This is a genomic window from Alloscardovia criceti DSM 17774 (genome assembly GCF_000376885.1).
Classification (GTDB): domain Bacteria; phylum Actinomycetota; class Actinomycetes; order Actinomycetales; family Bifidobacteriaceae; genus Alloscardovia; species Alloscardovia criceti.
This window is the reverse complement of the sequence record NZ_AQXR01000004.1, coordinates 1-25,488: the sequence shown is the minus strand read 5'-3', so window position 1 is coordinate 25,488 and position 25,488 is coordinate 1. Positions and strand designations below refer to the sequence as shown.

At 47.0% G+C, this 25,488-nt stretch carries 27 protein-coding genes; 10 read left to right on the top strand and 17 right to left on the bottom strand.

Translation table 11 applies throughout. From position 1 onward, the window contains the following. Nucleotides 1-73: 73 nt before the first annotated feature. Genes D570_RS0100190 through D570_RS0100175 form a run of 4 tightly spaced genes read left to right on the top strand, consistent with a single transcriptional unit; the run spans nucleotide 74 to nucleotide 4,548 of the window. A complete protein-coding gene (locus tag D570_RS0100190; RefSeq protein WP_018142395.1) occupies nucleotides 74-1,306 on the top strand; it encodes a hypothetical protein in 1,233 nt (410 codons plus the stop codon). Nucleotides 1,307-1,325: 19 nt separating this feature from the next. After that, nucleotides 1,326-3,224: a type IV secretory system conjugative DNA transfer family protein gene (locus D570_RS0100185; RefSeq protein ID WP_018142394.1), complete on the top strand. Its 1,899-nt coding sequence runs from the start codon at nucleotides 1,326-1,328 to the stop codon at nucleotides 3,222-3,224. After that, nucleotides 3,224-3,991: a hypothetical protein gene (locus D570_RS0100180; RefSeq protein WP_018142393.1), complete on the top strand. Its 768-nt coding sequence runs from the start codon at nucleotides 3,224-3,226 to the stop codon at nucleotides 3,989-3,991. Before D570_RS0100185 ends, D570_RS0100180 begins: the two co-directional genes overlap by 1 nt. Before the next feature lie 2 nt (nucleotides 3,992-3,993). Beyond that, nucleotides 3,994-4,548: a hypothetical protein gene (locus D570_RS0100175; RefSeq protein WP_018142392.1), complete on the top strand. Its 555-nt coding sequence runs from the start codon at nucleotides 3,994-3,996 to the stop codon at nucleotides 4,546-4,548. 116 nt (nucleotides 4,549-4,664) lie between these two features. On the opposite strand, the gene D570_RS0100170 is transcribed toward D570_RS0100175, so the two are convergent. Continuing rightward, entirely contained in the window at nucleotides 4,665-5,126 is a 462-nt protein-coding gene (locus D570_RS0100170; RefSeq protein ID WP_018142391.1) for a helix-turn-helix domain-containing protein, read from the bottom strand. 333 nt (nucleotides 5,127-5,459) lie between these two features. On the opposite strand from D570_RS0100170, the gene D570_RS0100165 reads away from it, so the two are divergent. Together D570_RS0100165 and D570_RS0100160 are read left to right on the top strand one after the other, a co-directional pair. Beyond that, a complete protein-coding gene (locus D570_RS0100165) occupies nucleotides 5,460-5,972 on the top strand; it encodes a Panacea domain-containing protein (RefSeq protein ID WP_018142390.1) in 513 nt (170 codons plus the stop codon). Further along, entirely contained in the window at nucleotides 5,969-6,448 is a 480-nt protein-coding gene (locus tag D570_RS0100160) for a Fic family protein (RefSeq protein WP_018142389.1), read from the top strand. The genes D570_RS0100165 and D570_RS0100160 overlap by 4 nt, the downstream gene beginning before the upstream one ends. A 108-nt stretch (nucleotides 6,449-6,556) precedes the next feature. Here D570_RS0100160 and D570_RS09450 read toward each other — a convergent pair whose 3' ends face one another. The 15 genes from D570_RS09450 to D570_RS0100080 form a co-directional block, all read right to left on the bottom strand. Then, nucleotides 6,557-7,618 (bottom strand): restriction endonuclease subunit S, encoded by a 1,062-nt coding sequence (locus D570_RS09450; RefSeq protein ID WP_018142388.1) that lies wholly within the window; start codon nucleotides 7,616-7,618, stop codon nucleotides 6,557-6,559. Further along, nucleotides 7,605-9,539 carry an HsdM family class I SAM-dependent methyltransferase gene (locus D570_RS0100150; protein WP_018142387.1) on the bottom strand — a complete coding sequence of 645 codons (1,935 nt, stop codon included), beginning with the start codon at nucleotides 9,537-9,539 and terminating at the stop codon, nucleotides 7,605-7,607. The genes D570_RS09450 and D570_RS0100150 overlap by 14 nt, the downstream gene beginning before the upstream one ends. A gap of 180 nt (nucleotides 9,540-9,719) precedes the next feature. Continuing rightward, a complete protein-coding gene (locus D570_RS0100145) occupies nucleotides 9,720-10,112 on the bottom strand; it encodes an ASCH domain-containing protein (RefSeq protein ID WP_018142386.1) in 393 nt (130 codons plus the stop codon). Then, nucleotides 10,090-11,166, bottom strand: a complete 1,077-nt coding sequence (locus tag D570_RS0100140) for a hypothetical protein (RefSeq protein ID WP_018142385.1) — start codon at nucleotides 11,164-11,166, stop codon at nucleotides 10,090-10,092. Before D570_RS0100140 ends, D570_RS0100145 begins: the two co-directional genes overlap by 23 nt. Continuing rightward, complete coding sequence (locus tag D570_RS0100135; protein WP_018142384.1) at nucleotides 11,163-11,504, bottom strand: hypothetical protein; 342 nt, start codon at nucleotides 11,502-11,504, stop codon at nucleotides 11,163-11,165. The genes D570_RS0100140 and D570_RS0100135 overlap by 4 nt, the downstream gene beginning before the upstream one ends. Further along, a complete protein-coding gene (locus D570_RS0100130; RefSeq protein ID WP_018142383.1) occupies nucleotides 11,501-11,686 on the bottom strand; it encodes a hypothetical protein in 186 nt (61 codons plus the stop codon). Before D570_RS0100130 ends, D570_RS0100135 begins: the two co-directional genes overlap by 4 nt. A gap of 128 nt (nucleotides 11,687-11,814) precedes the next feature. Next, on the bottom strand, nucleotides 11,815-12,381 hold the full coding sequence (locus D570_RS0100125; RefSeq protein WP_018142382.1) for a recombinase family protein: 567 nt from the start codon (nucleotides 12,379-12,381) through the stop codon (nucleotides 11,815-11,817). Nucleotides 12,382-12,541: 160 nt separating this feature from the next. After that, entirely contained in the window at nucleotides 12,542-17,410 is a 4,869-nt protein-coding gene (gene mobF, locus D570_RS0100120; protein WP_026181723.1) for a MobF family relaxase, read from the bottom strand. Nucleotides 17,411-17,450: 40 nt separating this feature from the next. Beyond that, complete coding sequence (locus D570_RS0100115; RefSeq protein WP_018142381.1) at nucleotides 17,451-17,912, bottom strand: hypothetical protein; 462 nt, start codon at nucleotides 17,910-17,912, stop codon at nucleotides 17,451-17,453. 28 nt (nucleotides 17,913-17,940) lie between these two features. Next, the gene (locus D570_RS07970) at nucleotides 17,941-18,522 is read right to left on the bottom strand and encodes a hypothetical protein (protein WP_018142380.1); all 582 of its coding nucleotides are present in this window, start codon (nucleotides 18,520-18,522) and stop codon (nucleotides 17,941-17,943) included. A 431-nt stretch (nucleotides 18,523-18,953) separates the two neighbouring features. Then, the gene (locus tag D570_RS0100105) at nucleotides 18,954-19,460 is read right to left on the bottom strand and encodes a hypothetical protein (RefSeq protein WP_018142379.1); all 507 of its coding nucleotides are present in this window, start codon (nucleotides 19,458-19,460) and stop codon (nucleotides 18,954-18,956) included. Between the two features lie 413 nt (nucleotides 19,461-19,873). Beyond that, on the bottom strand, nucleotides 19,874-20,287 hold the full coding sequence (locus tag D570_RS0100095; protein WP_018142377.1) for a helix-turn-helix domain-containing protein: 414 nt from the start codon (nucleotides 20,285-20,287) through the stop codon (nucleotides 19,874-19,876). 87 nt (nucleotides 20,288-20,374) lie between these two features. After that, nucleotides 20,375-20,839, bottom strand: coding sequence for a single-stranded DNA-binding protein (locus tag D570_RS0100090; RefSeq protein WP_245531832.1), 465 nt, complete (start codon nucleotides 20,837-20,839; stop codon nucleotides 20,375-20,377). An 85-nt stretch (nucleotides 20,840-20,924) separates the two neighbouring features. Beyond that, nucleotides 20,925-21,221: a hypothetical protein gene (locus tag D570_RS07965; protein ID WP_169331199.1), complete on the bottom strand. Its 297-nt coding sequence runs from the start codon at nucleotides 21,219-21,221 to the stop codon at nucleotides 20,925-20,927. A 145-nt stretch (nucleotides 21,222-21,366) separates the two neighbouring features. Next, a complete protein-coding gene (locus tag D570_RS0100080; RefSeq protein ID WP_018142374.1) occupies nucleotides 21,367-21,639 on the bottom strand; it encodes a hypothetical protein in 273 nt (90 codons plus the stop codon). 612 nt (nucleotides 21,640-22,251) lie between these two features. Here D570_RS0100080 and D570_RS09370 point away from each other — a divergent pair. Both D570_RS09370 and D570_RS0100060 read left to right on the top strand, forming a co-directional pair. Then, nucleotides 22,252-22,407, top strand: a complete 156-nt coding sequence (locus D570_RS09370) for a hypothetical protein (RefSeq protein WP_156812177.1) — start codon at nucleotides 22,252-22,254, stop codon at nucleotides 22,405-22,407. Further along, the gene (locus tag D570_RS0100060) at nucleotides 22,407-22,595 is read left to right on the top strand and encodes a helix-turn-helix transcriptional regulator (RefSeq protein WP_018142370.1); all 189 of its coding nucleotides are present in this window, start codon (nucleotides 22,407-22,409) and stop codon (nucleotides 22,593-22,595) included. Before D570_RS09370 ends, D570_RS0100060 begins: the two co-directional genes overlap by 1 nt. A 244-nt stretch (nucleotides 22,596-22,839) precedes the next feature. Here D570_RS0100060 and D570_RS0100055 read toward each other — a convergent pair whose 3' ends face one another. Continuing rightward, the gene (locus D570_RS0100055) at nucleotides 22,840-23,544 is read right to left on the bottom strand and encodes a hypothetical protein (RefSeq protein ID WP_018142369.1); all 705 of its coding nucleotides are present in this window, start codon (nucleotides 23,542-23,544) and stop codon (nucleotides 22,840-22,842) included. Nucleotides 23,545-23,808: 264 nt separating this feature from the next. Between D570_RS0100055 and D570_RS0100050 the strand changes: the two genes are divergently transcribed. Together D570_RS0100050 and D570_RS0100045 are read left to right on the top strand one after the other, a co-directional pair. After that, nucleotides 23,809-24,399, top strand: a complete 591-nt coding sequence (locus D570_RS0100050) for an IS607 family transposase (protein WP_018142368.1) — start codon at nucleotides 23,809-23,811, stop codon at nucleotides 24,397-24,399. After that, nucleotides 24,392-25,488: RNA-guided endonuclease InsQ/TnpB family protein (locus D570_RS0100045; RefSeq protein WP_018142367.1), on the top strand; the 1,097-nt coding region annotated here is incomplete at its 3' end. The genes D570_RS0100050 and D570_RS0100045, both read left to right, overlap by 8 nt.

The following is a 25,488-nucleotide window of genomic DNA, read 5'->3' as shown; positions in this document are numbered from 1 at the left end:
GACCTGCATAAGTCACCTCAACTCTCTTGATATACATATTATATCATGAGAAATCACAGGAAATCAAGTTAAAATGGTAACTGTTGATTACCCTATTTTGACGCATGGAGTAAGCAAACTAACAGGCCCGATTATTGGTGTGGATGCGATTAACGGTGTGCCTTTTCAGTATGATGCGTGGGCTCCCTATAAGGCGGGCATGGTCACCTCGGTCAATGGCATGATTGCAGGCTTGATGGGGTCGGGCAAGAGTATGTGTATGAAAACATTGGCGGTACGCGAGATTTCCTTTGGACGCAACGTGATTATCGAAGGTGATCCAAAAGGTGAATGGGCACGCGTGGCTGACGCGGTAGGCGGCCAGGTCATTAGCGTGGGTAACGGCCAGTATTTAAACCCGTTAGATACGGGAGTGAGGCCTGAGTCTTTCGACCAGGCTGTGTGGGATGAGCAAGTGATTAGTTTACGGGTCAACGCGTTACGTGGTTTAGCTGCAGCTATTCGTCCCGAAGCACAATTAAGTATGCGTGAGCAAGCCACGATTGATAGTCTCGTACGTGTTATTTCGGCCATGTTTGAGCAACCCACGATAGAAAATGTGGTTGATTACCTCGACTCTCCTGCCTCCCGCCAACTCCAGGTCAAGGGGTTAGAGGCTGACGATCTCTATCGTACAATCGGTTCACTGATTCTTATTTTTAACCGCTTGGTAGATGGGGCGCTGAAGGGGTCGTTTGAGAAAGCTTCCACCGTTAGTATTGATCCATCGAAACCGTTGATTGTGTTTAATACGGGTAGTGTCGATGATAATGATGAGGTCAAACGTGCCACGTATACGGCTGCTATGACGGCTGCTATTGATCGTATCTGCTACACCAAAGACGGTATCTTCCGTCTCGTCATCGCCGAAGAAGGCTGGTGGCTCTTATCGAACCCTGAACTGGTGCAAGGGTGGGATAAACGTATGAGGCTATCAGGCGAGCTGGGTGTATCGAATTGGCTGCTCGTGCATGAGCTCTCTGATTTGGATGCGTTTGCGAATAAAGGCACAGGCATTCGTCAAATGATTGAATCCATCATGACAAAAAGCGAAACCATGATCCTGTACAGACAATCCTCCAACAGTATAGAAACGTTGAAACGCCTCATTCCTGATATTACCGAGGAAGAATTAGGCATTATTGACAAACTCACGCAAGGTGTGGGTTTATGGCGTGTCGGTAGCAGTCTGCGCCAAGCCGTGCATCCGCTCATGAGTCAAACCGCATGGGATATTTTCAACACAAGTGCAGGACGCGCAGGCTAAGAAAGGACTTACAAGAAGCATGGTTGATATTTCAGCGCAGCGTCGAGTCGGTATCGACGTGCTCACTACGAGTGAACAGCACAAAACACGTAAACGGGCGATTATTCGTGTGTGGGATAGGTTTTTGGCTTCCCGTTTCGGTTTTTTCCTTCTGGAACATACGAGTATTATTCGCATGTTCGCCAAACCCGAAGCCACCCTGTTTACCTACACGGCTCCAGGACTATTGTGCTTATGTATATGGTTCTTCGCCTATATCCTCCATGCTCGTTTTCTTGCTGTCTTGTTTGGCGTGGTGGGTGTGATTTTGTTGGTTGTGGGTGGAATCGTGTTTTGGGCGTATTTCAAGAGCGAGGAACGCTTCCGCGATGATCTCATTACTAGGAAAGAATTGTTGAATCAGCAGGATGTGATTGAACACGTGTCTGCACAAACGCTCTCTCATGCGGCTGAGCATGTGCTGCCGGAATTTCATGACAACGGATGGCCAGATAATCAGCCTATCCCCGCCAGATGGATGGGAGTCTCTATCGGCACATGCCACGGGGTGAACGTGTGGGCTACGAGCGAACAACCGTTATACGTGTTGGGGCCAGCGAGAAGCGGCAAAACCACGCGCGTGGTTATTCCTCTGATTATGGAGGCTCCAGGTGCGGTGGTGGCCACGAGTTCGCGCCGCGACATCATCGACGCCACCTATCCGTTCAAGCGTGACGGGTGGCAGGTGCCGAACAGGTATCAAAACACCCCATCCACTCTCAATGTTCATAAGCCTTTAACGGGACGGCCTAGTGAGTGTTTTCTGTTTGATCCGATGAACGTGGCAGGCAGCGATAATCCCGACACGGACGAATCACTGCCACCTCGGTTGAATTGGAATCCTATCGCGTTGTGTAAGGATCCCGTGGTGGCTAGGGCGTGTGCGGAAAGCATGGTGAACACGGTAGGGATTCAAGGCGAGAACAAATCTTGGGCGAACGCTGCCATTGATATTGTGCAAGGCTTGCTTCTGGCCGCAGGTTTGGATCAGTTGAGCTTGGCGGATGTGTATCAGTGGAGTCACAATGCGCAATCATGTCAAACCGCTGCACGTATCCTGCGTCGTCATCCAGAGAACCCGACCGCGCAACTCTGGGCATCCACCATCGAGGTACTCATTAGTGAGGATCAGCGTATTAGTAACAGTAAAATGATGGGCGTAACAGGCGCCTTTTCTTCTCTCTCACTGCCTCAAGTGCGCACAGCCGTCACCCCACAGGATACTGAGCCTTTGATTGATTTGGATCAGTTCGTCCAATCCAACACTACGATTTATTTACTCTCCCCTTTGCGTCCCTCATCGGGTGCGTCCGCTGCAGGTGCAGGCGTATTCATGACCATGTTCCTCACCCAAGTCAGAGACGCTGCACGCAGGGTAGCACCTACGAAACATTCAGGCCGACTCCAACCACCCCTCACACTGGTACTCGATGAGATAGCTAATATCGAACCATGGCATGAACTGCCACAACTTTTTACTGCAGGTACAGGTGAAGGTATCTGGTCATGCGCATTCTTTCAATCCAGGAAACAAGCCGAAGACGCGTATGGGAAAGCGGAAGGGCAAATGTGGGAATCGTCGAACAAGATCATTATGGGTGGTTTAAGCATTGATAGTGAGTTGCGTGAGATTAGTTTGCTCACAGGGCAGCGTATTGTTAAACGTGTAGACGAATCCTATTCTGCCAACGGGAATTTGTTTATGGGTGGATCCAGCTCCACGAGAAGCGACAAAGTGGCCGTGTTAGAACCCGACGAAGTACGCCGTATCCCCTACGGGCACGCTTTAAACCTTCATACGAGTCATAGGCCAGGATTTATTCATACCATCCCGTTTTGGCAGCGTGGCTATGAGTCTCCACGAGAAAGTGAGGAATAATGAGAAACACAATCCATGAATGGGCCAAAAAACATAAGATCCTTGCTACCCTTGCAGCCATTTTTATCATTTTGGCCGTATGGACAGCTTATTCCTATATTTATGCAGCGTTTAACTCTACCCCAACCGTTGAGCAGTCCGCACAGACAGCCACCGTGGAGACACCGAAACAGGAATCTGTAGTGCCTGATGTGTCAAACCAGAGTAATACGGATAAGCTGCACTCGTTAGCTTCCCAGATGAGTAAGGATTGGACTGCTACCTTGCAATCGCATCCTACTCCTGTGTTGAAGGAAACGATGAGTGAAATTCTCAACATTGATCGTGCTCAATACGTGGCACCGATGGACGATGTCGATAACAATTTAACGGTAGCGATTCAAGAAGCGTTGCATGTTCAAGGTGATATTACGGATGAAGAGTATCAGCAGTATGTTGATAATTTGAATCAAGCGCAAGCCGCGTATGATGCGCAAATGTGGTCAGGTGCCAACCAGGTTCTCGGTGTTTATATTATGAATCAGACCGCGGGAGACACGGCCATGACCTCTCTCATGGTTGAACAAGGCGGCTATCCCGACTCCTGCATGACCTTGGCGCAAATGCAAAAAGACTTCTCGTATGATACGACCAAGTTGGATCAGAAAGAAACGTTCGATTATATGAGTAACTGGTATCAGGACTATCAAAAACAATTCACTACTTGTGAGAATGATATGACTCCTGAACAGCAAGTCGCTACTCAGAATCCAGAACAGGCGCGATAATCATGGTTATGCTCACACCGTTAACAGTACAAAACAAGCAACCCCGTGTCGATGATCCACCCGAGGTTGTGCGATACGGACGATTCGACTGGTATGATCCAGCCAGCCAAAATAATGTGGATGATCGGCAATGGTGGGTCATTCGCTTCACCGACTGGTTGTGTCGTATCAATCCCATGTTGGACGACGCACTCCCCACTTGCTGGACTACGCACGCGTGGCTCATGATGACCATGGATGCCTTGTATGAACGCTATGTCAGTGCGTATAAGCAAAACCAGCAAGTCTCCCCGATCGATTGGGTGGACCATGTAGCCACCACGATTAGCCAAATCAAGCAGTGGACGGACTATACGAATCATCGCGGTACAGGCACCTGCCCAGCACCCGACGAAGACTACTCACACAAGCGCATCCAACGCCGCGAAAACGAGGAACACCACGGCTGGAAAACAGACCACGATTACATGTTCCCGAATAACCCGCTGCATAATCAACCCCTTGTAGATGAGCTGATGACGGATCCTATCCTGGATAATGTGAGCGACGACAACTAACAAGAAAGCCCTACCACACATCATGGTAGGGCTTTCATTTTGTCTGCAGTACATCATTTTTTGGCCAAAAAAGTACATTTTTGGCCAAACTCTATCTTTCACTGATACTGCATGAGTTATTCTTCAGATTCCTCGTCTGCAGTATTCATGGTTGGCGTGTTTTTCGGCCCGACGTAGCGGAATGATACTTCGTATCCCATGAGTCGTAATGCGTTAGCGGTGGCACGAGCTGTCGCATTCTCCGCACTGTAAAATCCCCATCCTTGGCCATTATGCTCCTCATACTCTGCCTGGTTGCGGTAGTACGGAATCTTGATCACAGATTGTTTACCGTGAAGTTCTTCTACTTCTTTCACGATAGAAATAGAGCGTTTAACTATTTTGTCTTGCTCGACCAACAGCTTGTCTAGGAAATGCCACGCTTTAGTTGTGGGCTGGTAGCCTTTGGGATGTTCATAGCGTTTAATCTGGCGCACTTCCAGATGCAATGCTTCGGCTAGTTCAAACTGAGTTAAACCTACAAGCTCTCTCAACGCCTTAAAATCAGCTTTACTACGAGGATCTCGAGACTCACTCATCGTTTACTCCTTGAGATTCGTGAGACACCGTGTGTATCTCAGCTCCTTTTTTATCGTAGCAGTATTGTAATACTCGGGATAAATCTGAGAACTGGGAATGTTAGCTATGCGTTCTGTGTATTAGGAATACGTTCCAGCGCCTCTGCCTCCGTGTCCATTATCTTTACTGTACAAAGATATCTCGATTAACGATATTGGACGTTCGGGAGAGAAAAATATAGACTTATGCCACTGTGAGAAATCTTCCTTAATTCCGTTTCCTCTGAGTTGAAACGTTTTAGATGTAGAAGTAGAATTGTATAATTTAGTTATAGCAAAGTAAGGGGGTTTGTTGTGAAAGCACTTGATATCGCTTCTATGTTTATCAATCGCTACGGTCGCGTAGCTTCTTTAACGAACCTTACTCTTAATAAACTTGTTTATTTTGCACAGGTTGAGTCTTTGCGTCGAAATCCTCATGCTCCTTTATTTGATGATGTTATTGAGGCTTGGGATTACGGTCCAGTTGAGCCAGAAGTGTATAACACTTTCAAGATTCATGGTAGCAATCGGATTCTTCAGGCGCCTCCCTATGAGGATTCTGAGGAAGCCCGCGACATTGTTGATACTGTGTTTGATAAGTATGGTTGGATGACTGCCTTTGACATGGTGAATTATTCTCATCGTGAAGGTAGCGCTTGGAAGCGCGTGTATACAGGAGAACATCATCGCGTCATTTCTACAGCAGATATTTTGATTTCCTCGGATACTCGCATGTACCCTATTATTCAAGGTACTTTGACGGAAGCGTTTAATTCGACAACGCAACAGTTTAAGAATACGTTGCGTATTCTTGGTGATGCATGATTGATCCTTGTCCACCGCCAGCCGTATTTACCCATGAGCAGATTGTTTCACTTGCGGAGACAATCTGCTCATGGCAGGCGGAGATTCTAAAAGATGGGCAAGGATTAAGCGTCAAAAAAGATAATCTACAAGGGAATGTAGAGTCCGTTATACGAGCCAATTTTGGGGTTTATTTTTCCCAGACTCCTCAACAGAATCATGGTTTTGTCGATATCTTTGACCAGATTGCTCGATTTGCTTCTCATCTTGCCAATGATCATATCTTCCCTGATGCGAATAAACGCACCACTGTAATATCCTGCCTTTCTCTTCTTTACAAACACGATATTATTTTAGACATGAAGGACACTCCGAATCCTCTGGCAAATACTCTTTATCAATGGATTCAGGATGTCGTTGAAGGAAAAACACCTGACAGTGAGCTTGCTGAGGAACTGCGTTCCCACGCCGCACCGCTGAACCCTGAAACTTTCTAGCGCTCCTTAGCAGAATAAAAGTCCCTGAAATTCAAATCCTGTGAAATCTCTCGAATTTTGACTCCTGATTTATCCATACTTAAGTAAACGCGACTTCTCGGGCAGGGTTCAATCCGTTTCCTCTCTTTTGTCTAGGAATGCTAGATATTGCTCATACTTCCTCACCATCATGTTCTTGGCGTACTGCTCCATGTACTCGTAATCAGGTTCACCCGAATCAGTAACGGGGAGCATGATTCGTATTCTTTTTACACGCCGATTTGAGATTGAAAGTCCATGCCCAAAGAACCCATGCAATCCCGATATGCATTCAGCAATAAACAACATTGCGAACATGCTCATACTAAAATTTGGCATCAATGCTGTGACGTGGGTGTCAAGTGCCATGTTTGCGGGCTGATAGTAAGCAAGACCAGCTCCACCATCGCCATCGTTATTTAGCGTAATACACCGCCCAGCGATAACCTTTTTCGGACTATTGACAAACCCTTTTAGTCCGTTATTGTTTGCTTTCGCGGAAATCAAAGGAATGTCACCATCTTCGAGCATAGCCATGTTGTTTTCACGGCCTTTGACAAATTCAAACATATCCGAAATGTAAATAGGTCTCCATTCCTTCTCGTCCAGTGCGAGGATTTCTCTGTATTTTAGATTGGATAACTGCGTAGCGACATATTTCTTATACCGCGTGAGCATGGTTTCTACCATTTCGTAGGAGTATTGCTCCATGTAGTCATAGTCGGGCTCGCCGGAATCCGTCACAGGAAGCATGAGCTTTTGTCTAAGCATTCGTTTTTCTTTGAACTTATAGCCATAACTGTATTTATTGCGTTGTTGCATCACAATAGTCTTGAAAAAAAGCAATACAGTCCCTTGGTCAGGCTGATGTCTCAAATGAAGACGTTTGACATCATCCGTGAAAATACACTCGTATGGATGGTAAAAGGCAATGCATGGGGCGCCATTGTAATTAACACCCAATACATTCTGATCGAGTGAGGAGTTTTCGTTAGCAACAAACCCGGTCACGCCGTTATTATTATCCGTGGCTCCGATAAACGGTCTATCGCCATCGATTTTATCTGCGTTTGTCAGACGTTTTCCTGCCTTTACTAAAAACAGATCTTCAAGTGTTCGTTCGTTCCACTCCTTCTCATCAAGCTTCTTCATCTGGTTTATCTCCAATCACATTCTCGAACAGATACTCACGGTTCTGCATTACCATCGAAAACTCAAATGTCAGGTAGTCGCCAATGGTCTTTTCAAAGTCGGCATCGGTCGGTACCTCATCATTGAAATAGTAGAAGCTATGCAACCACTCATCTTCCGTCTGGACAGTGGATTCGACGCAGAACTTCGACGGTGCTTCGACGCGTCCGAACCACACGTCTAATAGGTGCTGACGCTTATCCTTAGCCGAATCCCCTTCAACCAGCCCAATGTGTGCTCTTGTTTCGTAACCGTCGTCCCTGAAGTCAACGAACCTACAAACCTTGTCCTTCGGATGCGGTTCATGTGCAGTAAAGACGGCAATGACCGGGTTCACACCGACACCGTAAAATGTCTCTGTGTTGCAGGTAATAACTCCTTCCAGCGTGTGATGCTTCATGATTGAGTCCTTGAACGCTTGTTCAGCCTTGCTCTTGCCCGTCATGGACGACTGGGGCACGATAACAGCTGCCCTTGCTCCGACCGTTAAGGAATCTAACAGATGCTCGATGAACGACATCTCATACTGGTCTGGATCTGCCTTGGTTCCCTGCGAGTAAGGTGGATTCATAAGTCCCACCGTCGCGCCTTTCATCTGTGTCTGCGCTGGATTCAAATTCAAGAAGTCTGTGCATTGCAGGTTACTGTTTCCGTCACGTCGTAAAATCATGTTGGCCGCAGCCACGGCGAACATATTGCTCTGTAGCTCAAAGCCGTGGAGCTGTTTCTTCTTGATGCTTTTCCTCCTAGCATCCGTTTCAGCCATAGACAACATTCTATGCATCGCAGAAATCAGGAATCCCGCCGTCCCGCACGTAGGATCCAGTACAACATCGTCCGCTCTTACATCGACCAAGTCACACATCAGGTCGGTAATGTGACGCGGTGTCAGAATGATACCTAGCGTCTGACCGTCACCACCTGAATAGCTCATGAACTCTCCATAGAAGCGTCCTATAAAGTCTTCAGAAGTCTTCTGGTACTTAATATTCCTGAACACTCGCTCATACAGGAACTCAGTATAGAACTTCAGCGGCGTCTTCCCAAGAACATTGTTGACCTCGTTCAGCCTGAAGCTAGTTTGTAAGATGGCGAACTCAGACAGAAGCTTGTCCTTCTTCGCGTCCGGACCCACGTTGGAACGAGTCAGCCTAGTCCTGATAGCATTCATCAGCTTATCGCCATCACGGTTACCTGCCAGTTGGTCGCCTGTGAGAGCGTCCACATTGAAGCCACCGAACTCTATTTCGTCAAGTGCAAGCAGGATTCCTGCCACCACAAGTGGCTTGTCTTGATCTTTCAGCGTTCCGTACGTACGCAGGTACTCGTGCAACTCAGCAGCATCCTTGAGAATCTGCTCCGTAGTCTTCTCTACATCGGTGGCCTCTTCCAACACGTAACGTGTGTAATACTCTGTGATGTTGCTCTCTGAGAATGACACGAATGATTCGATGTCCGGTAACATCTTATAGCCTTCGCGGTCATCCACCCACAGTGGTGTTATGACATGATGTTTTTCATTGCCCGAGACACCCACCGCGAATACCTTCTTGAATGAACTGTTCTGAGCAATATGCTTGCCATAGAAATAAGCACCGTTCACGGCATAATTCGTGACAGACTTCATATCCGTGGCGATGACTCCGTTTTCGGTCAAATTCACTTGCTTATGAATATCAGCTTTATCCTCAATCACAAGGACAAAATCACCTACCACCGCCACATACTCGGGGTAGCCTGCTTTCCCCGTACCTCGTTTCGATGCCGTTTTTAGAGCTTCATCAAGTTCCTTGACAAAACTACCCTGCGCATCGAACGAAATATCACATTCTTCAAGTTGCTTAGCAACCCAGAGGTCCGTTATCACTTCTTTTTTCGCCATTACTCATTTCTCCTTTCTTTCAGTAATACACTCTGCTCCCTTAGAAAACTGACTACAGGCTCTCCCAATGTTTTAAATTCGGCTTTGATGCGGGGTAAAGATGTTCAGTCACTATGGACTCTTTCATATTCTGTCCCATTTGAGCGGTTCCTCTCTGGTTGAGTCTCTGATGTGTTGTCATTACCTTGTTTTGGTGGTGTCTATATATGTAAATGATTGTGGTGGCATAGATAGGTGTGGAGCGTACTCGTGGAGCGTTATAGGCATTTCAAAGCGATGTATGGAGTCTATTTCAATAGCATGTGCTTCTTGAGTATCGTGAAAGTACTGCATGAATGCGGTTTTTTCTATCCCGCCATAGTGGGATGTTGTTTCCCATATATCTTGAGGCGTAGCCGACAATATTTGACTGATTCGTGCTTCAGCGACTACTCGTTGTACTGGCGCTGACGCGTAAATAACTATGGTATCCACGTCATCTCGTTTGAAAATCTTACGACGAAATTCATATCTTTTTTCTCCCGAGAGTATTTTTGAAACATATTTTGGTTTAATGGATAACAAAGCTTTCACCGTGTCCTCCTAATTGAATGAGTTCATCAAGCTGTTGATCACTAATTTTTTGGCCGCCGACATATCCCCTGTTTATTAACTGATTATCTAGGAGCTTCTTACGGTTTGGATATGGAATTTTAAAAGCAAAATTCTCTACAAAAAGTGCAATGTATTTATACTCTTTTGAATCCCAAAATTGCTGAAGTTCCTCATCGGTAAATACACTTCGCCCTTTTATATATGCAGAAAAGTCGTTATAGCTAGAAAAATCATGTATATTTTTCGTTTCTATGGCTGTGCAAACTGCGCTAACAACCGAAGTATAATGTGCGGCAGAATTGGTATCTTTTGGCGCTGAACGGTAGATGATTAAGTGATCACCACGTTTTAGCTGATTGATGAAAGACATATTGGCTAAATACACCTTTTCTATCGAATTTACTCGGGCTACATCTTCTATTGGGACATCTTTCTCCGTAGATAATCGAGTACTAAACATTAAGGCGTGGTATTCAGGAGCAATGGGGAGGTAGTAGTTTCTATATCCCTTGTTCAACGAGATAAATGGGTAATCGAGATAAGGATCATCTTTGATGACAGCACTTTCCTGTGGGCGCTGTTTAATCCACAACTCTTCTTTTCCCTTATTTCCTTCTTTGATGAAACCATACTGCTGGAGTAGTGTTCTCAAACCTTTCGTATGATCTGCATCATGTGTAGTCACATAGATATATGGGCACTGGCTGTCTGCAAATGTTCGTAATGCTATAGCGAGAAGTCTCTTACCAATACTGGAATGATGAGTGAAATCTACTTTAAAGGTACCTATCTTTATGCGCGCTTTACTCAACTGTGGTTGTGTTGTGATATCAATCCCTGCCTCATACTTGAGATACAGGAATGCAATGACATGACCGTTTTCGTAGCTTACATATGCTCGTTCTCCTGCTATAGATTTACGTTGATACCAGTCGTCAAATTCTTCATAATGCTCCCGAAGACTATCAAAAAATATGTCTCGAAAATTTATGAAAGAAAACGGCAGATTAACAATACTATCTATCTCATTCATTGATAATCTTCCTCCTTGAAAATATCGTACTGTTTGATCTGTTTCCCTAGCAGTGCTATATGAAGGTTTCTTTTAGGGAGTTGTGGGAATAATGTATTTAATTGTTTTTCATTCACACTTGCATACCGACTCAGATTTATGCGATCTGTTGACATAGCTGTAAACGTTTCTTTGATTATCCACAGGCCCAGTTGTTCCCCCGTCCTGGCACTGATGTAACGAATAATTGAAGCATTATTAAAGTCATCATTTCTTACTTCATACTTCTTTTCGCCTGAAACAATTCGTTCGTAGATATCATCGTGGATTTTGGCGGTAATGATGGTAAGTGATTTCATTGAAAATCCTTAGTTTTTTCCTCAATCCAGGCCATCACGATAGCGCTCATTGATTCAGACGATGCAGCAGCATATTTTTTTAATGCTTGATGATGCTTTTTACTGATAAGAATGTTGAGTTGGCTCAGTGGCTCATCACTCCTCTTATTAGTACGGTTCAAAAAACTAACACGATTCACCATTTGCTTACCTCTCTATAAAACTAGAATAATAGATTTATAAGAGATAACACACCTTATTCCCATAATGGCTTGTTTTCGGATTTAAGAGTATCCGAACTTGTTGTTCGCATTGACAGATTTCCTTGTTTTTACTGTGTAGAGTCTTTGGTGATGCGGTACACGGTTGACCTGGAAAGCCGGGTTTGTTCCATTATGGATTTGATAGTCATACCGCCCTGGCGCATTGCGCGTGCCGCTTCGACTTTCGAATTTGGTGTGGATGGTCTTCCTCCTTTTCGGCCTCGTTTGCGTGCTGCGGCGAGGCCTTCTTTGACTCGGCTTGATATTTGGTCGCGTTCTAATTGTGAGAGTGCCGCCATGATGGTGAGGAGGAATGCTGCCATGGGGTTGTCGTCTGTGGTGTCGAGCCAGGTGTCATGTAGTGATTTGATATGTGCTCCTTTGTTTTTGATGTCGTCGATGATGTCGAGCATGTCTTTGGTAGATCTGCTGACTCTGGAGAGTTCGACGATGAGTACGGTGTCTCCTTCTTGCAGTTCATTGATCATACGGGTGAGTTCTGGTCTGTTTTTGGTGGTGCCGGTTATTTTTTCTTGGTAGATGTTTCTTTTGTCTACTCCTGCTTGGGTGAGTTGGTCGATTTGGCGGTTCATGTTTTGTTCTTTTGTACTGACTCGTGCGTATCCGACTAACATGGTTGTTCCTTCGTTTCAGATGTGTCTTTAACGTTCCATAATTATGGTTTTCCATTTTTGGGTTTTGGTACGTTTTTTGACACATTATTGATGATGGGTTTTGTGGTTTCAGAGGTGTTTTGAGGTTTGTGTTTTTATCATTAGTTTTTGGGACACTCTCCTAGTTCATGGTTGGTGTGGTGGTGATGGTGTTGTCTGCAGACATAGCTGCTGTTTGTTTTGCTGCTTCTTGTGCTTTGAGTTGCATGGTGATGGTGTGGCGGACGTAATAGTCGCTGTCTTGTCTCATGCTGCGTGGCAGTTGGTCGATGATGAGGGTGGCGATGTTGAGGTGTTCTTCGACTGCGCTTGATCGGGTTAGGTGTTGTGGCAGTGTGAGGTCGGCTAATGCTTGCCACAGTGGTGTGAGTTGTTCTGCCTGATTGTGTGGGGTTGTTTCTGTTGGTTTGTGGCGCATGATGACTTGTGTTGTTCCTCTTTCTTGTTCGCTCATCTGGGAGAATGCTTCTGAGAGAACTTTTTTATCGTTTTCTTTGTCTCCTGTAGCTATGAGTGTGAAGGTGACGTTGTGTCCGCCTGCCAGATGGCGGATATGGTCGAGATGTTCACGAGTGATGCTGCCTTGTGTTGGGGCGAATATGTTTGCTTTCTTGTCTGGACTTGATTGGTGTTGGTATTGTGCAGCGTCGAGGATACTGCCTGCGAGATACGCGTTATGGGTTAGTGTGAGTGTTTCTTTTGTGGCAGCGTTGATTCCCCAGAGTCCTTGTTGTGGCTGGTAGGTTTGCGTGGTGTGGCTTGGGCTGGTGAAGTTGAGTGGCTTGTTTTGTGGGGTGGCTTGGAATGCGATGATGCGGTTTTTAGAGTCTCTGATTGGGGTGATGATGCTTGCTGGATTGGTTTCTTTCCAGATGCTGCCGCCAACGTGTTGTACGAGTCCTGCGTCTGCTAGTTCTTGCATGGTGACTCCGTGGTCGTCTGCCCAGGCGAAGAGGCTACCCTGTTCGCCTGTGGATGCCAGAATTTTCGGGTTGATGTGGTGTTTTTCGGCCAGAATATCTGTGGCGTGGCCGCTTGTTTTGCGGTAGTGGGTCCAGATACGTTGGTTCAGGCGTGTGATTTTCGTATAGTTTTTCTTACTCATGGTGACCTCATCTTTGGTACTGGTTTGTGGTGTTGGTAGGGTGGTCATTATTTTTCGTGGTACGAATCTGGTGGTTTTATCGGGATGTTGGAGGTTGTACATGCGGTTGGCCAGATTCATTCTCCATGCGGCTAAGGTTGGTTGCTGGATACGGTTGATTCTGCTGCCCAAGGGGCTGAAATCACTGGTGATATCGTTCGAGGCGCGATAGATGAGGATGCTGCGCATCAGTTCACGATAGTGGGTGTGTTGTTTCATGGCCCTGATTTGGGTGCGTTCATCTTTGGCCAGAAGGCGCTGCCATGGCAGCGGATGTGTGAATGCTTGATTAATGCGTTCTTCGAGCGCCATGTCGAGCATACGGTCGGCTTGATGGAGCATGTCTAATTGTGCTGCGGTTTTTTCTGTGATGAATTGTGGCGTATACCTGGTGGCGTACCCGTTTGGCGTGAGGACTCGTGTTCCGTGGTAGGGTGCGCTGATGGTGTTGAGTTTCCTGATCATTACACTGACACTGTCGCCTTGTTCTGCAGGTGTGAACAAGTGGGTGTCTGTGGTTGAGGCGTGTACGGGTGTGCTGCCGTGGGTGCGTTCAGTGATGATCTGGTTGGCTTGGTCGGGGTTGATGACATAGGCTTTCTCATACGCGTCGATGAGTTGAGCGAATTGGTAGTCTTGCGTGATTGTTGCGATGTCATGCTCACTGTAGGTGTTTTTCATGTGGGTGGTCATGTCGTGTTGGACGATGAGGGATTGGAGGTATCGGCGTTCGGAGAGGAGTGTGCTGATGGAGTGGGTTTGTTTGTTGTATTGGTCACGACTGCGTGTGGCTAACACGGTTGGTGTGCTGGCACAGATTTTGTTGAGGATGGCGTCTGCTCTTTCGTCATCGGTTGGTAGGAGGTCTGTGTCGGTGTAATACTTTTGTGGGTCTGGGTTGGTGGTGTTCCAGGCGTAGTGTTTTTTGCCTTGTTTCTCGTAGTCTGTGCGTTTGGCTGCTACCCATTGTGCTTTGTCGGCATCGTTGAGGGGGTTGAGTTGCATGTAGATATCGTTGGATTGTTTTCCTCGGGTTTGTGCCACGTACAGGCTTGCTCTGTTCATCAGGGAGTCTTCATCGATGATGAGGCGTGCTTTATCGTAGGTTGATCCTTGTGCGAGGTGGATGGTGGACACGTAGCCGCCTTGCGCGTATTTTTCTACATACCAGAATGGGAGTTCGGCTGTTTCGTGTTCTTGTGGGTTGGAGACGTGGACTTGTTTTCTGATGAAGTCGATATGGTCTATTGTCCAGTGATCTCCGTTGGTGACGCGTTCTCCCGTGCTGGTGGTGATGTTACGGCTGGTGTTGTGGCGGGTGATGATGTGGTCGCCTTTGCCATAGGCTACCCCGTCGGCGAAGGTGAGGCGTTTGGTGTAGTCGGTTTCGACTTTGCCTTGCAGCATGAGATCGTGGGTGAATTGTTCATTCATGATACTGACTGTTTTGTTGTCGCTGGCCATGAGGATTACGTCTTGCCCGCCCGCGAGATCAGCTAATGTGTCTTGGTAGGCCTGGGTGAGCATGACTTCTTCATCACTGCTGGCGTGGATTCTGTTCATGGCACGGTATTCGCTGATGGCGGTGTAGGTGCCGTCTTTTTTGGTGATGCCTTCGCGTAGGTGGCGGGTGACTTCTGCTTCATGCTGATCATGAAAGCGGAAGAGTGTGGCCAGTTCTGCGTAGTGGCTTTTGCCTTGCAAATATGTTTCGTAGAGTGCGCCGCTTCCTTCTCCTACTGCTCCGAGTTGCATGTGGTCGCCTGTGAAGAGGACTCTCGTGTTGTGTTCTGCTGCGAGTTGGCTGATCAGGGCGAGGTCGGTTGTGGCTGCCATGCCTGCTTCATCCACGATGAGGATGCTGTTGTCGGGGATGGTGTATTGCTTGAGCGTGGCCATGTCTCGAATGAGTTGGGTTCTAGCTGCTTTCTTCTCTGCGCTCGTCGTGTGGGGATCTTCGATGAGAGTGTGGAGACGTTCGATATTGTTTTCTAACGCGTGGTATTTGTGTTCGGTGAGGATGGCTGCTATGTTGGCGCAACTCATATTCATCGAGGTTTGCATTTCTTGTGCTGCTCTGGTTGATGGTGCGGTTCCCACGATATGTCCTGCTCCGTGGGCGTGGTCGATCACGTATTTCATGGCTTTGAGCGTGGTCGTTTTTCCTGTTCCTGCTGCACCGATGATGCTGAAGATTTGCCTGTGCGTGGTTAAGGCGCGCACTGCTGCCTGATACTGATCGTCGGATAATGGGTGTGCTGCTTGCTCATTGTATTTATCGAGCAACTTTGTGACTGTTGTGCGTGTGATGAACGGTTGTTCGTGTTCGAGGTCAATGTTGTTCAGGAGGTTTTTCTCTGCTGCCATGAGCGAGTTTGACGCATACAAGGGTGTTCCTCGTTTTAAGTCGAGTGTGGAATAGAGGCGTCCTAACTCGTCGGTTGTCGTGTAGCGTGGATCGTTGATGAGTTCTTCGGGTATGCGGTAGCGGTTTTCGGTTATGGGCGTGAATTGTTGGATTGTTTGCTGTGTGACATCTTGTGCGACGTGCACACTATCGGCCAGACTATCCATGTGGAGCCCATCTATCATGGTTTGACTGGTAGCGAGTATGTGGGCCAGACTGAATGTTGTTCGATTGGCTGCCGTGTGATGCTCGAATGCTTCTCTCGTGTCCTGATCAGTTAGTGTGCTGCTTGTTTGCCTGCTGGTTTCATCGACAAGTGTTGCGTGTACTGCGGGTTTGATCAGGTCGAGAATGTGATCCTGGTCGATACTGTTATAGGTGAGTGTGCTGGTGTTGTCGGTTTGGACGGAGGCGACAACTTCGCGCGCATCTAAGCCAAGAGTATCCAAACTGGTGACTAGTCGTTTCTTGGCTTCATCGATACTGATGGTGTCTTCTGTTTTAGTTTTTCGCGTGGCACTCCAGGCTTGACGGTGCAGTTGTTTTAATTCTTTGTTCGTGGGTTGTCTGCCGTGCGTGTGGGTGAATTTTTCTACAAGTGTGTTAGTTTTGGCGTTCACGGTGACTGTTCGTTCGCTGCTGGTTTTGATGAGTTCGTCGGGTATGGCTTTCATTTCCCATACTTTCGCACCTGTGATGGATGCGTTGAGTCCGTCTCGAAGTTCCCATTCTGCTCCGAGGTTTTGATGCAGCAGATCGCGTAAGCGTTGTGCGTGAAGCACACTCATGTGTTCTTTGACGGCGAGCATGGTGCGCCCGTCGAGTGCGACGATGGTTCCGTCATCTCTGCGGGCGAGGTTACTGATAACTGCGTGTGTATGGTAGTGGGGTTCTCCATCTCTATTGGTGTAATGTTGGTAGGCTGCAACGCTGAAGCCTTCGAGTTTGACACGGGTTACTCCCCCATGTCCCATACGCCCATAGGCTGCGTCGGTTTCAAATTGTGTGAGGGTTTCGTCTAACGCTTGATTCCAAATATCATCGAGGAGGGCGCGTTCGTTTTCGTTGCTGAGCATCCAGAGGATACTGAAACTTTTTGGTGCGGAGAAGGTTGCATCATAGCCGAGCACGGTTGCGTTACTGTGCGGGTTGCGTGGGTCTTTGGCACGCATGATGATGTGTGGCGCGAGCTTGTGTCCTGTTTCTGGATCTTGCATTCGCTCAATGAAGGTGAAGAGTTCGGTCTTACCAACATAGTCACCTTCTTGTTTGCCAATCATGTTTAGGCCGTGTCCCATCCAGCGTCCTGGTGGATTGCCTTCATGTGTGTAGTAGGAGGATACGCCTAAACCTCTGGAGAGGTTGCGCATCGAATCACTTACACTATCTTCGAGATACTTGGTGTATCCCGTGTGGATAATTCTCATTGTCATACTCATCGTGACGTATCCTCCTACTAGTTCTTTCCCCTAGTGATTATTAATATTGTTGTGGCGCATACTCGTTGTTTTGCGGAGCGTATTCCTGTTGGTTCACGCTGTCATGATTGCTATCTTCGTTTTGGTTTTCTTCTTGATATGTGGCTGTATTTCCTTCTGCTACTGGCGTTTGTGTTGGTTGGTTAGTTTCTTGATTACTTTCCTGCTGTGTAGGCATTCCGTTTTCTTTTTTTGCTGCGTTCAGGTTCTGGTAGATGCGTCGTATAGTTGCGTAGGGCGCGTCTATTCCTGTTTCTCTTAATTCGGCTGCAGTGATGCCTGAAGTGTTTATTTCTTCGTACACGTCCATGTATTTCTTGAGATCGTCTTCGAGCTTTGCTTCGAATGCTGCAATTTTCTTGTGTTGTGCTTTGAAGCGTTGTTGTTTGGCTTTGAGTTCTTTGATTTGTTCTTGCATTTGCTTTTCGTAAGCGTGGATTTGTTCTTCAAAGTTGATAGCCATGATGATTCTCCTTTTGTGTGTGGCTGATTTATTCGAGGTCGAACATTTCGATGGATCCGTCATTCATGAATTCATATGGATCAGATTGTGTTGGTTCGTGAGAGACGGATACGGATGGTTGGGCTTTGTTTATGGTGGTCTGATTTTGGTATCCTCCTTGCTGATAAGGGTTATAGCCATCTGCGGATGATGAAAGTATTTCTTTCCAATCGATGTTCTGATTTTCACTGTTGAGCATGGCGTGCCAGTGGTGTGCTGATGGACTGTTTTCGTTCACAGCGAGGTATCCTGTAGTAACCATGCGCGTGAGTATCAGTGTCATATCGTCAATCGTGTTGCGGAGAGCCTGGTTCGTGTTCTCTAGTTGTTCTGATTTTTCTAGTATGCTGCGCATCCTGCTTTCTCGTTCAAGATCTTTGAGAGTGAGCTGCGTATAGGCGAAATCACGTGCACGATTATTTGTCATTTGATGTGTATGAGTGTTGTTGTATTTTCGGCACGTGTCACTGCAGAATCGTTTTTTAAGTTGTCTGCGTGATGTCACTACGAATGGTTTGCCACATTGTTCACAGGTGCGTTCTTCGGGTTCCATTGGTGGTTTGCGTGCCATGTTTCTTCCTTTCTGTGCTGTAGGAAATGAATATGCTTCTACTAGTAATGACAACCTCGATGTGTGCTCATCGATATCGATGGGATTTAATTGCGTCATTGACGCAATTACAAGGGCTAAGACCTTGTAAATACTCGCTTTGCGAGGGAGAATGCACCCGTAGGGTGCATTTGTCCATTAGAACTGGTGATATTGAGCTTTTTTGTTTTGGTGGTTTGTTTTTTTGGTTTTTTGGTTGTGTGTAGGTTGGGATTTTTTGGTGTGTGTGGTGTGTGGTGTGTGGTGTGTGTGGTGTGTGGTGTGTGGGGTTGGGTTGTGGGTTGTGGGTGTGTTATGTTTTTTGTTGCCGTCTGGTGGTGGGACAATGCAGATATAGAAATACCCTCACAGGCTTTGAAGGTTGTGAGGGTATTTCTTAGTGGTGGTGGTTTTTAGTATTCGTTTATGCGTGCGCATTCGCCGTTGATTGTGACGTGTTCATTTTTGACTCGCACGCATGGGGTTTTTGTATAGCTTTTGTAGCAGTTGATTGTACTGGAGTCGTCTGCAATGATGTAGCTAGAGTCGTAGGCGTATACGGTGGTGGTATTCAATGCTGTCACGGTGTTGGTGCCTGCTACATGTACGGCGGAGTGTCCGAAAGCGGTGACACGCACATTGTCGGCGAATTTTCCTGTTGCGTATACGGTGGAGTCGAATGCTTGAACGATGTTGGATCCTTCAGCATTCACGATAGAGTGAGATGCCCATATGCGCGAGTATCCGTAGGCAGTGATGGTGCTGTGCTCGCGGGCACGAACATCGTGCGAACCGTACACAGCGACATGTGCACCGTTAATAACTTTGTAGAGGACGTGAGGAGCGTCTGCCGTAATGGTGGTATCTTCGCTAATGATAATTGTTTCGACTGCTGGACGGGATTCTACTGTGGTAGTCATAATATTTTTTCCTTTGCTCGTGGACACCGCTTATATCCTTCTGTTCCTGTCAATGATTATTTTTTGTTCAATTTCTTGAACACTGGAGGAGGAAAAGAAAAACTCACCCTGTCAAAACCGCGTGACCGTATGGGCACGCGAATTCTTTTGACAGGGTGAGTTTTTCTTTTACGCTGGAAGGGGTCAAGAAATTTGACAAAAACTCGAAGAGTGATGCCCGTGAGGGCATTCCTTCAGAATATCTGCTGCTTTGTGAAGCAGCAGATTCAGGATGAGATTGTCATGGGTGTAGGGTCGCCTCGCGACCGTACACCCATGTCCGTTTTCTCGTTTCTTGTTTTTATGGTTGCCTGGCGGTGTTGTCATAAAGACAAGAAACGAGAGGACATGTAGCCACTTTCAGTGGCTGCATGTTAGTTAGTGTAGGCGAAGGTGACGGTGTAGCCGTGGTGGGTGAGGATGAGTGCTGTGGCTCTTATGGTGGCGTTCATGATTTCGACGGGATAGTCGAGGCTGTGTTTATCGCTGCGCCTGTAGTAGGTGAGCGTGATGGTGTTGTTTGCGGGCGGAGTGGTGTGAACGTGAGCGAGAGTTTCGTTGATGCGTGCGTGTTGGTGGGTTTGAATTTTTTCTAAGAATTGCCATGCGTGTTCGGGTGGTTGATACCATTTCTCATTTTTTTCGTCTTCCCATCGTTGCATGGTTTTGAGACTGACGTCGAGTTGTTCGGCTAACCATTTTTGTGGTACGCCGAGGGTTTCTCTGAGTGCTTTGAAGTCAGCTCGACTGTGGTCGGGCCTGATGGGATGGAATGGATGATTTGGCATAAGTTCTTCCCTCTTATGAAACGACGGAGCGTGTGCATCATTTCATGATGATGCACACACACTTTTGGTATGGTTGTTACTTTTTAGTTATAGGAAGGGCATGTCTTCTGGGTCGATGAATCCATCGTCTACCCATTGCCCGTTGGCATCCACTGGTGCTGGTGGCGTGGTGGTTTGCTTGATTTCTTCCCGAGAGGTCATCAGCAGGATGTCTGTGGTGATGCGATCTGCGTTGAAGACGTTTTTTGCGTGGGGTTGATTGTCTTTGCCCATCCATACTCGTGGGCGTGGATCGAATCGACCGACAGCGATGACGGCCATACCTTTAGCAAGCTTGGTATCCTTCCAGAGGTTTTCGTAGGAGTCTGCGAGTTTGCCGTAAAAGCGTACGGGAATGTAGTCGGTGTCACCATCTACCCATTCGCCTTGCTGATTACGGTAGCGGGTGTTAGATACGATTATGAATTCCAGCATGGCTTTTTTGGTGTCGGTGGCTGGGAAATAGCGGTGATTGTCAGTGAGGTTGCCTTCGATGGCTTGTGTAATGGTCATACGCATGAGAGCGTCCTTTCAATTATTTTTGTGGGTGGTGTGGCTGGCGGGTACTCGATGTGCCCGTCAGTCACGCTGCGTTTTTTTAGAGGCGTTGGAGGGTGATAGTGAGTGCGCCTTCGAACATGGTGGGTACGTGGGCGTATTCGTCGAGGTTGAACCTGCCGAGGATGCGTTCAGCGTCTGAGCTGTCGGTGACGCCGATTATCCATTGCACGTGCGTGGTGTTAGCAAGGCGTACACTTCTGAACTTTTCCACAGTGTTGCACACGCTGGCAATGGCATGGGCTTGGTTGTCATTGATGCGGCTGGCTTTAATGAAGCTCAGTTGTGGTACCCAACCGTCGGAGTCACTCATTTCTACCGTCTTGGTTAGCTGCACTGTTAAGCGAACTGTATTGCGTTCTGGTAGTGTTTGGTTCTTCATAATGTTCTCCCGATAGAACACCGATTGTATTCTCTTTCCTACAATCTATTATAGCGTATATTAAGACTGCAAGTGGGGCGGCCCACACAAGTTTACTCTGCTACATCAGATTTCCGTCTTCATCAAAGAAGTAGTCTTCCCAGCGTACTGTGCGCAGGTCTTCTTGGATGAAGAGAGTGAGTTCTTGAATGGTCAGCTCGGTAGCTCCGAGGGCTTGGAGGCTGTGAATGAGTTCTTCGTCGCTATGCTGGAGTGTTTGCGCCACGATGTCGAACGATTTCACACCTACATCGGATGGACTGAGTTTGAAGCGAATGTCATATAAGGCGTCAACCTTGCTTGCCATGTCCTTCATTGGGTTTGTTTTTGCCATGATATTTATCTCCTATGAGTGTTGTATGGAAGTATCGGTTGAGAACCTTGTGGTTTCCTGTTGATACTTCCATTATAGCGTACTTTAAGACTATAAGTGTCGGCGTGTCGCATTTTTATTGATTTTCTGTGTCTTTTACGCCTTATTTTAGTAATCCTTGATGAAGTAGATTATGATGAAATCATCCCAAAATGTTGTGATGGGCTCATAGCCGAGAGCTGTAAGCGGATTATAGGTAGCTTGCACGTAAAACATATTGTTCTCCTTATCGGGTGATGGGACACCGTGTGTATTCCTTGAAGACTTTCCATTACAGCACTCATATAGGACTATAAGTGGTGCTTTGCCTTATTTTTCAACGTTTTCATGCGATTTTTTGTCTCACTTTTTGGCGTTTCCCGCCCATCATGAGCATGATTGTGTTATGATTGTATTGTAGGTTTAAGAAAGGAGGTGAATATGGATATATTATGGAAAGTAATCACCGCGATTACTCAAATTGTTACGGTTGTAATCGCGGTGATGAATTACTTCGATAAGCGAAATAAGAAGTAATTCGTGCAACTACCTAGCTTCGGCTAGGTAGTCCTTTCCATTCATCCTATCATGATTATGAAAAAGTATACGAAACAAATTGCGTACGCTGCGTGTGCCGTGGCTTTAGTTGGTAGTTTTGCGGGCTGGTGGTTTCCGGCGGTATCGGCGGGTTTGAGCGCTGCTAGTGCCTTGCTTTCGCTTGTCGTAGCGATGAATATCAAGGAGGACTAATGACTGTACAGTATATGAGTCTTACCGAGGTTGCTCAATTCCTTGGAATAACCAAGGGAGCGTTATCTACGCTGAAACTGCCTGAGCCTGATGTGCGTATCGGCAAGACACGAGGCTGGAAGAAAGCCACTATTATCACGTGGAATGCTCAGCGTCCCGGACGTGGTAACTTTACTAAAAGAAAATAGGAAAGCCCCACGCATTGTTCTCAGTGGCAATGTATGGGGCTTTTTTGGTGGCGTGATGCGGTTTTTGCATGTTGCTTCTTGGGGTGGCGTGATTCTTGTCTTTTGTTGTCCCTGCCTTTGCTGTGGTGGCATAGGACGTTAGTGTACGTCGTTTTTTGTGTGGTGGTGTTGTGTTCATTCTTCTTGCGGTTGTCGTGGTGTGACACGTGTTTGGTGTGTTACACCACGAGGGGGCATGGCTTATTTATTTGGTTGGAATGAGTGTGATGATGTCATCTTCCCAGTTGTCGAGCCAGTATTCTCTTTCCCAGTCCGGGTAGTCGTTGGTCAGGTTTTCTTGAATATTGGTGAGAAGTTCTTGTGTGAGTATTGGATGTGTGAGTATTGGGGTGAGTTTTTCTTTGAGATTGGTGCTGGCGTTGTTAAGGATGTTTTGTGGATTGTTTTTAATGTCTTCTATGAAGGTTGTTGTTCCGTAGAAGTCGTTGCTGATGTAGGTTTGAAGGTTTTCGAGGGTGTAGTCGAGGTCGGTGTTTTCAAGTACTTCGGTGGTGATTTCTCCCTTGTTGTAGGTTGTTTTCACGGTTTGTGTGTAGAGGAGTTCTTGTCCTGCTTCGAAGTCCTCGAAGTCGTAGAGTACGCTGATGGTGCTGTTTTTCAGTATGGTGAGTTCTTCTTCGATGAGTTTGTCGTGGTATTTTTCATCGGTGATGATGGTGAAGGTCCATGGGATGTTTTCGCTGTATGCCCATCTTCCTGCTCCTGTGAAGGACGCACTGATGGAGTATTGGTTGTCTGTCCTATCGATTGTTTGGTCGTTGCTATCGATATAGGTGCCGTAATCCCAGTTGCTTGCGATATGGTCGTAGGCGTTGAAGAAGGTTCGTGCGATGGTTTCGTTTTCTGCTGTGATGGTGATGGTGCCTGTGGCGTTGGAGAGGTTGGGCATGATGTTTTTCCTTTCTGGGTTGTGTGTTCACGCTTGTAGCGCTTGCGCTGTTAGTTACGGCAATGCCGCGCGCCGTGATCTCACTGCTCCAACACGCTCACGCCAGGCCTCAGGGTATGCTGGCCACGCATGTGGCCGCCCTGAGGTGTGGTGTGTGTAGCGGGATTGCGGTGGGTGGTAGGGTAATCAACAGTTACCATTTTAACTTGATTTCCTGTGATTTCTCATGATATAATATGTATATCAAGAGAGTTGAGGTGACTTATGCAGGTCAAAGAATGGGCGCAAAGAGAAGGCTTGACAGCGCAAACCGTCTATCGTTGGTGCCAGGCAGGCTTGATGCCGGAACGCGTTGAAGTCATCCATGCAGGTAAAAACTCCATCCTTCTCTATGATCCCAAATATGAGCCCGAGATGAAGCCTCAGGGACCAGGGAAGACCGTATGTTATGCAAGAGTCTCCTCTTCTGATCAGAAAGGCGATCTTGTACGCCAAGCCGATCGCATTAAGGCCTTTGCCCACTCCATGAATCTCGAAAACGTTGAAGTGATCACCGAGATTGCATCGGGAATGAACGACTCTCGCAAAAGACTCAATCAGATTCTGCAGGATTCTGAAGCGACGACGATTATCGTGGAGCATCGAGATCGACTCTCACGCCTGTCCTTCACTCTCATCTCGAGCGCCCTTCAGGCGCAAGGCAGGCGGATCATCGTTGTCGATGGCAACGAAGTGGAGGACGATCTTGTTCGTGATATGACCGAAGTCCTTACGTCCTTTTGCGCGCGTCTGTATGGAAAACGGTCTGCGAAGAACCGTGCCTTGAAGGCATTGAAGGCAGCCGAACATGAGTGAATCCTTGGTGGTACGCAAGGTCAAACTTGACCCCACTGCTTCGCAAGAGGAGAGGCTGAAGTCATTTTGCGGCGCAAGCAGGTTTTGCTTCAATGCCATTCTTGCACACACCAAGGATGCATACGAACAAGGAGAGAAGATAAACCTTACTCATTACTCCTTGCGTGCATGGTGGAATCGAAACAAGGATCGTCTTGCGCCCTGGTGGTCCGAGAACAGCAAAGAAGTGTACTCGAACGCAGCCCTTCATGTCGCTCAGGCATACAGGAACTTCTTTTCAGGCAAAGGCTTTCCTCGTTTCAAGAAGAAAGGAAGCAAAGAGTCTTTCACCATAGCAAGCGGGATGTATATCAAGGACAGAAGCCACCTTCATATCCCCCGGATAGGGAAGGTTCATCTTCTTGAGCCCGTGGACATCGAAGGCAGGGTCACGAGTATAACCGTGAGTCATAAGGCAGGCTACTGGTTTGCTTCCGTACTTTTTCATGTCGACAAGGACGATACAGAAAGATTCTCTGTACATGATGTGATCGGAGTCGATCTTGGCATCTTCCATCTGATGACGCTGAGTACAGGGGAGATGATAGACAATCCGCTTGATATCCCTCGGATTCGAAGGAAGACCCAGCGTCTGCAACGATCTGTGTCCAAGAAAAAGAAAGGGTCGAAGAATCGAGCGAAAGCTCGAGAGAGACTCGCTCGACACCTCTATCGGGCAAACAGAAAGAAAGAGGCATATCTGCATGAGGCGACAACAAGGATCGTACGCGACAATGCAACCATTGTCCTGGAAGACCTTAATGTCTCAGGCATGATGAAGAACCACCATCTGGCACGAAGCATCGGCGAAAGCAATTTCTTCCTCATTCGCCAGATGATCACTTATAAGGCACACAAGTATGGACGTCAGGTTGTTCTAGCGAATCGCTTTTATCCTTCCTCGAAAATGTGCTCTGGTTGCAAGCAAGTGAAAGCCAAGCTTGCTTTGTCGACAAGGGTCTTTGTTTGTGATAACTGCGGACTTGCTGTGGATCGAGATGTCAATGCCGCTGTGAACCTGAAGAACCTGGTCGCGGAGAGTACCTCCGA

What these genes read in the sequence shown, in the direction of transcription:
- D570_RS0100190 (WP_018142395.1), top strand. Translation starts at nt 74, where the DNA reads ATGGTAACTGTTGATTACCCTATTTTGACGCATGGAGTAAGCAAACTA.
- D570_RS0100185 (WP_018142394.1), top strand. Translation starts at nt 1,326, where the DNA reads ATGGTTGATATTTCAGCGCAGCGTCGAGTCGGTATCGACGTGCTCACT.
- D570_RS0100180 (WP_018142393.1), top strand. Translation starts at nt 3,224, where the DNA reads ATGAGAAACACAATCCATGAATGGGCCAAAAAACATAAGATCCTTGCT.
- D570_RS0100175 (WP_018142392.1), top strand. Translation starts at nt 3,994, where the DNA reads ATGGTTATGCTCACACCGTTAACAGTACAAAACAAGCAACCCCGTGTC.
- D570_RS0100170 (WP_018142391.1), bottom strand. Translation starts at nt 5,126, where the DNA reads ATGAGTGAGTCTCGAGATCCTCGTAGTAAAGCTGATTTTAAGGCGTTG.
- D570_RS0100160 (WP_018142389.1), top strand. Translation starts at nt 5,969, where the DNA reads ATGATTGATCCTTGTCCACCGCCAGCCGTATTTACCCATGAGCAGATT.
- D570_RS09450 (WP_018142388.1), bottom strand. Translation starts at nt 7,618, where the DNA reads ATGAAGAAGCTTGATGAGAAGGAGTGGAACGAACGAACACTTGAAGAT.
- D570_RS0100150 (WP_018142387.1), bottom strand. Translation starts at nt 9,539, where the DNA reads ATGGCGAAAAAAGAAGTGATAACGGACCTCTGGGTTGCTAAGCAACTT.
- D570_RS0100140 (WP_018142385.1), bottom strand. Translation starts at nt 11,166, where the DNA reads ATGAATGAGATAGATAGTATTGTTAATCTGCCGTTTTCTTTCATAAAT.
- D570_RS0100135 (WP_018142384.1), bottom strand. Translation starts at nt 11,504, where the DNA reads ATGAAATCACTTACCATCATTACCGCCAAAATCCACGATGATATCTAC.
- D570_RS0100130 (WP_018142383.1), bottom strand. Translation starts at nt 11,686, where the DNA reads ATGGTGAATCGTGTTAGTTTTTTGAACCGTACTAATAAGAGGAGTGAT.
- D570_RS0100125 (WP_018142382.1), bottom strand. Translation starts at nt 12,381, where the DNA reads ATGTTAGTCGGATACGCACGAGTCAGTACAAAAGAACAAAACATGAAC.
- mobF (WP_026181723.1), bottom strand. Translation starts at nt 17,410, where the DNA reads ATGAGTATGACAATGAGAATTATCCACACGGGATACACCAAGTATCTC.
- D570_RS0100115 (WP_018142381.1), bottom strand. Translation starts at nt 17,912, where the DNA reads ATGGCTATCAACTTTGAAGAACAAATCCACGCTTACGAAAAGCAAATG.
- D570_RS07970 (WP_018142380.1), bottom strand. Translation starts at nt 18,522, where the DNA reads ATGGCACGCAAACCACCAATGGAACCCGAAGAACGCACCTGTGAACAA.
- D570_RS0100105 (WP_018142379.1), bottom strand. Translation starts at nt 19,460, where the DNA reads ATGACTACCACAGTAGAATCCCGTCCAGCAGTCGAAACAATTATCATT.
- D570_RS0100095 (WP_018142377.1), bottom strand. Translation starts at nt 20,287, where the DNA reads ATGCCAAATCATCCATTCCATCCCATCAGGCCCGACCACAGTCGAGCT.
- D570_RS0100090 (WP_245531832.1), bottom strand. Translation starts at nt 20,839, where the DNA reads ATGACCATTACACAAGCCATCGAAGGCAACCTCACTGACAATCACCGC.
- D570_RS0100080 (WP_018142374.1), bottom strand. Translation starts at nt 21,639, where the DNA reads ATGGCAAAAACAAACCCAATGAAGGACATGGCAAGCAAGGTTGACGCC.
- D570_RS09370 (WP_156812177.1), top strand. Translation starts at nt 22,252, where the DNA reads ATGAAAAAGTATACGAAACAAATTGCGTACGCTGCGTGTGCCGTGGCT.
- D570_RS0100060 (WP_018142370.1), top strand. Translation starts at nt 22,407, where the DNA reads ATGACTGTACAGTATATGAGTCTTACCGAGGTTGCTCAATTCCTTGGA.
- D570_RS0100055 (WP_018142369.1), bottom strand. Translation starts at nt 23,544, where the DNA reads ATGCCCAACCTCTCCAACGCCACAGGCACCATCACCATCACAGCAGAA.
- D570_RS0100050 (WP_018142368.1), top strand. Translation starts at nt 23,809, where the DNA reads ATGCAGGTCAAAGAATGGGCGCAAAGAGAAGGCTTGACAGCGCAAACC.